General features: G+C 72.4%; 2 protein-coding genes. Both read right to left on the bottom strand.

The window, feature by feature from the left end:
* A partial coding sequence (locus ABD339_RS33300) for a type I polyketide synthase (protein WP_344570914.1) occupies positions 1-1,585 on the bottom strand: 1,585 nt, incomplete at its 3' end.
* 29 nt (positions 1,586-1,614) lie between these two features.
* A partial coding sequence (locus ABD339_RS33305; RefSeq protein WP_344570915.1) for an SDR family NAD(P)-dependent oxidoreductase occupies positions 1,615-5,021 on the bottom strand: 3,407 nt, incomplete at its 5' end.

The raw sequence follows: 5,021 nt of genomic DNA on the forward strand, positions 1-5,021 counted from the left end.
GGCTGACGATGCCGGCCCGGTGGGGGTGGTGGGTGCGTGAGGTGGCCAGGGTGCGGGCGATCTCGGCGACATCAACCTCGGGGCGTTCGCTGATGAACGTGGCCAGTTGCGCGGCCTGTTGGCGTAGCGCGGGCTCGTTCTTGCCGGACAGCAGCACCGGGATATTTGAGGGTTCGGGGTGCTCTTCGGCGGGGGCTTCGGGTGGGGCTTCGAGGATGACGTGGGCGTTGGTGCCGCTGATGCCGAAGGAGGAGACGGCGGCGCGGCGGGGGTGTCCGGTGTGGGGCCAGTTTTCGTCACCGGTCAAGGGGGTGACGTTTCCGCTGGACCAGTCCACGTGCGGCGTCGGCTCGTCGAGGTGCAGGGTGCGGGGGAGTATGCCGTGGCGCATGGCCTGGACCATTTTGATGACGCCCGCGACTCCGGCGGCTGCCTGCGTGTGCCCGAGGTTGGACTTGACGGCGCCGAGCAGCAGTGGGCGGTCCGTCGGCCGGTCCTGCCCGTAGGTCGCCAGCAGCGCCCCCGCCTCGATGGGGTCGCCCAGGCTGGTGCCGGTGCCGTGGGCTTCGACGGCGTCGATGTCGGACGCGGACAGCCCCGCGTCGGCGAGCGCGGCGCGGATGACGCGCTGCTGGGACGGCCCGTTGGGCGCCGTGAGCTGGCTGCTCGTACCATCCTGGTTGATCGCGGAGCCGCGGAGGATCGCCAGTACCTGGTGGCCGTTGGCCTCGGCGTCCGAGAGCCGTTCGAGCAGGAGCAGGCCGACGCCCTCGCTGAGGCTGGTGCCGTCGGCGCTTGCCGCGAAGGGCTTGCACCGTGCGTCGGCCGCCAGCCCGCGCTGCCTGCTGAACTCGATGAACGCCATGGGTGTGGCCATCACCGTCACCCCGCCGGCCAGGGCGAGGTCGCACTCGCCGTTGCGCAGCGCCTGCGCGGCCAGGTGGAGCGCCACCAGCGAGGAGGAGCAGGCGGTGTCCACGCTGACGGCCGGGCCCTCGAAGCCGTAGGTGTAGGCGACTCGACCGGAGGCGACGCTGTAGGCGCTGCCGGTCCCGATGTACGCCTCGTAGTCGGCGGACACCCGGCGCAGCATGCGCGTGCCGTACTCCCCGTACATGATCCCGGCGTAGACCCCGGTCCGGCTGCCGCGCAGGGAGGAGGGGACGATGCCCGCGTTCTCCAGGGTCTCCCAGGTGGTCTCCAGCAGGAGTCGCTGCTGGGGGTCGATGGCCTGGGCCTCACGGGGACTGATGCCGAAGAAGTCGGGGTCGAAACGGTCGGCCTCGTACAGGAATCCGCCCTCGCGGACCGAGGACTTCCCCTCGGCGTCCGGGTCGGGGTCGTACAGCGTCTCGACGTGCCAGCCCCGGTCGGCGGGAAAACCGGAGATCGTGTCCCGGCCCTCGCGCAGCAGCCGCCACAATTCTCCGGGCGAGCGCACCCCGCCCGGAAAGCGGCATCCCATCGAGACGATGGCGAGCGGTTCGGAACTGCCCGACTCGGCGTCCACGAGACGCTGTCGGGTTTCGTGGAGTTCGGCGGTCACGCGCTTGAGGTAGTCGCGGAGCCTGTCCTCGGTGTCCATGTGAGGGAATTCCTTCGACGTGGCGGGCATCAGGAGAGTCCGAGTTCGTTGTCGATGAAGGCGAACATCTCGTCGTCGTCCGCCGATTCGAATTTTTCGGCGACAGCGGACTTTTCGGCGTCGGCGCCCGCGCCGTTCTCGGGCGCCGAAAGTCGCAGCAGGATGCCGCGCAGACGTGTGGAGACCGCCCCGCGGTCGTCCGAGGAGAGAGCGGACAGCGCGGATTCGAGCGAGTCGATCCCCGCCAGTGCCGCACGACGGCTGCCCGGACGAAGACCACTCCGGCCCTCCCTACCGCCGCCGGAAGCGAACGGGTCGTCGCCCAGATCATCCGGGTCGTCCGGCGCGCATTCCGCCTGGAGGAACGCGGCGAGCGCGTCCGGTGTCGGATGGTCGAAGACGAGGGTCGCCGGGAACCGCATTCCCGTGGCCGTCGCTAGATGGTTGCGCAATTCCACCGCGGTCAGGGAGTCGAATCCCATGTCGAGGAATCCGCGCTCGGCCTCGATACGTTCGACCGAGCCGTGCCCGAGCACCGCGGCGGCCGTCAGCCGCACCGACTCCAGCAGCACGCCACGCTGAGCCTCCGGGGCGAGCCCCCTCAGGCGCTGCCGCAGCGCCCGGGCCACCCCCGTGCCGCCGTCCTCCGCGCGGGAGCCGGCCTCGGCGCCGGTGATGCCGAGGACGCCGGAGGCGTCGGCGGCACCCGGAGTGCGTGCACTGCGGCGTGCCGATGGCCGCACGAGCCCGCGCAGCAGCGGCGGCACACCCCCGCGCCGCAGGGCGGACGGGTTGAGCCGGATCGCTGTCATGGCGGGGAGACCGCAGGCGAGCGCCTGTTCGCACAGCGCCATTCCGTCCTCGTCGGACAGCGGCAGCAGCCCGTTGCGCGCGATCCGCGCCTGGTCGGTGCCGGTCAGGTCCGAGGTGAGCGCACTGGTCCGCTGCCACGGCCCCCAGGCGAGGGAGGTGGCGGGGAGTCCTTGGGTGTGGCGGTGGTGGGCGAGGGCGTCGAGGAAGGTGTTGGCGGCGGCGTAGTTGGCCTGCCCCGGGTTGCCCAGGACTCCGGCGGCGGAGGAGTAGAGGACGAAGGCGGACAGGTCGGTGCCGGCGGTCAGCTCGTGCAGATTCCAGGCGGCATCCGCCTTCGGCCGCAGCACGGTGACCAGCTGCTTCGGGGTGAGAGAGGTGAGCGTCGCATCGTCGAGCACACCGGCCGTGTGGAAGACGGCCGTGAGGGGGTGCTCGTCGGGGATGGAGGCCAGGACGCCGGCGAGCGCCTCGCGGTCGGCGGCGTCGCACGCGGCGAGGGTGACCTCGGCGCCGGCCGCCGTCAGCTCGGCCGCCAGCTCCGTGGCCCCGGGCGCGTCCTGGCCGCTGCGACTGGTCAGCAGCAGCCGCCGTACACCGTGCTCGGCCACCAGGTGGCGCGCCGTGAGCCCGCCGAGGGCGCCGGTGCCGCCGGTGATGAGGACGGTGCCGTGGCCGTCGGCGCCGCCGAGCACCGGGGCTCCGCCTGCCGCGTTCTCCCCGTTCTCCCCGTTCCCGCCCTTCTCGCCATTCTCCCCGACCGCCCCGCTTTCCCCGGCGGGCCCGTGAGCGACGGGCGCCTCGGCGAGGCGTGGGACGCGCAACTCACCGTTACGGAGGGCGAGTTGGGGTTCGGGCGCGGATGAGGTGATCGCAGTGGCCAGCGCGGCGAGAGACTCCGGAGTCCCGTCGTGATCGACGATCTGGAAGTGGCCGGGGTTCTCGGTCTGCGCACTGCGCACCAGACCCCACAGCGCGGCGGCGGGGAGGTCCTCCAGCGGCTCGTCGTCGGAAACAGCCACGGCCCCACGGGTCAGAAAGACCAGTCGCGCAGCCCGCGCGTGCCCCTCGGCCAGCCACTCCTGCATGAGCGCGAGCGCGTGGAGGGTGAGCGCACGGGCGGTGTCCGGCGGACCGCCGTCCTCGGCGTGTGTGGCGCCGGGGTCTGTGCCGGTGCTGTACCGGATGAGGACGACCTCTGGGGCCGCGTCGGAAGAGCCCGGGTCCGAGCCCGGGGCCGAGTCCGGGTCCGAGTCCGGGTCCGAGCCCGGGGCCGAGTCCGGGTCCGGGTTCCGGAGGGCGGCCAGGTCGGCATGGACGGCGAGGTCGAGCGCGCCGCCGAGCGGGGGCTCCGCGCACACGGTCCCGGTGTCGGCGCCAAGAAGTACCCAACGGGCCGTATCCGGGGCCGGGATGGGGGATGCCGGGACGAACGGCGCCCAGACGAGCTGGTGCGGACCGAGCCGCCCCGTGCCGCGCCGGGCGACCGCCGCCAGCTGCTCCGCGGAGATCGGGCGCGCGATGAGCCCCCGAACCGTGAGCACGGGTTCCCCCGCCTCGTCGCTCACGGCCAGGGCCATACCCTCCGGCCCCTCGGGCGTCAGTCGTACCCGCAGCGCCGAAGCGCCCGTGGCGTACAGCGTGACCCCCGCCCACGCGAACGGCAGCGCCACGTTCCCCCCGTCCGGGGCCGACGGTCCGGAGTCCGCGAGGAAAGCTGTGTGCAGGGCTGCGTCGAGCAGCGCCGGGTGCAGCGGGTAGTCCGCCGCGGGGCCTACGAGAGGTGCGGAGCCCGTGACATCCGTGGGCATCCCTACCTCGGCGTAGATCTCGTCGCCATGCCGCCATGCCGCCCGTAGCCCTTGGAAGAGGGGGCCATAGTCGAGGCCCTGCCGGCCCAGCGTCTGATAGAGGTCACCGAGGTCGAGGGGCGTGGCCTCGGCGGGCGGCCACGCGGCATGCCCGAGGAGGACCTCCGGGAACGGCTCCTCACCGGACCCCGGCATCGATGCCGATGTTGATGCCGGTACGGGTGCGAGCGTGCCCGTCGCGTGACAGGTCCAGCCACGCTCGTCGGCGCCATCCCCCTGAACGGGGCCCTCCGGGCGGGAATGCACGGTTACCGGGCGACGCCGCGTCTCCGCGTCCGGAGCACCGAGAAGGAGGTGGAGGCTGACGGCACCGTCCTCGGGAAGGACGAGCGGCGCCTGCAACGTCAGCTCGTCCAGGTGCGGGCTGTCGGTGTACGCGGCGGCGTACAGCGCCAAGTCCGCGAACGCCGCACCCGGCAGCAACACCGTCCCGAACACCGCGTGATCCGCGAGCCAGGGGTGTGCGGCGAGGGAGATGCTGCCGGTGAACAGGTGACCACCATCCGGCAGGTGCGACGCCGCTCCCAGCAGTGGATGCCCGACCTCCGTCATCCCCAGCGCCCCCGCCGACCCGTTCGTGGCGGTGGTTTGCGGGGCGTGGAGCCAGTAGGGGTGGTGTTGGAAGGGGTAGGTGGGGAGGTGGGGTGTGTGGGTGTGGGTGTGGTGGTTGGGGGTTGGGGTGGTGGTCCAGGTGGTGGGGGTGTGTCCGTGGGTGTGGGCTTGGGTGAGGGTGGTGAGGAGTTGGGTGGGGGTGG

Origin of the sequence: Streptomyces axinellae (assembly GCF_039532135.1) — a bacterium.
Classification (GTDB): domain Bacteria; phylum Actinomycetota; class Actinomycetes; order Streptomycetales; family Streptomycetaceae; genus Streptomyces; species Streptomyces axinellae.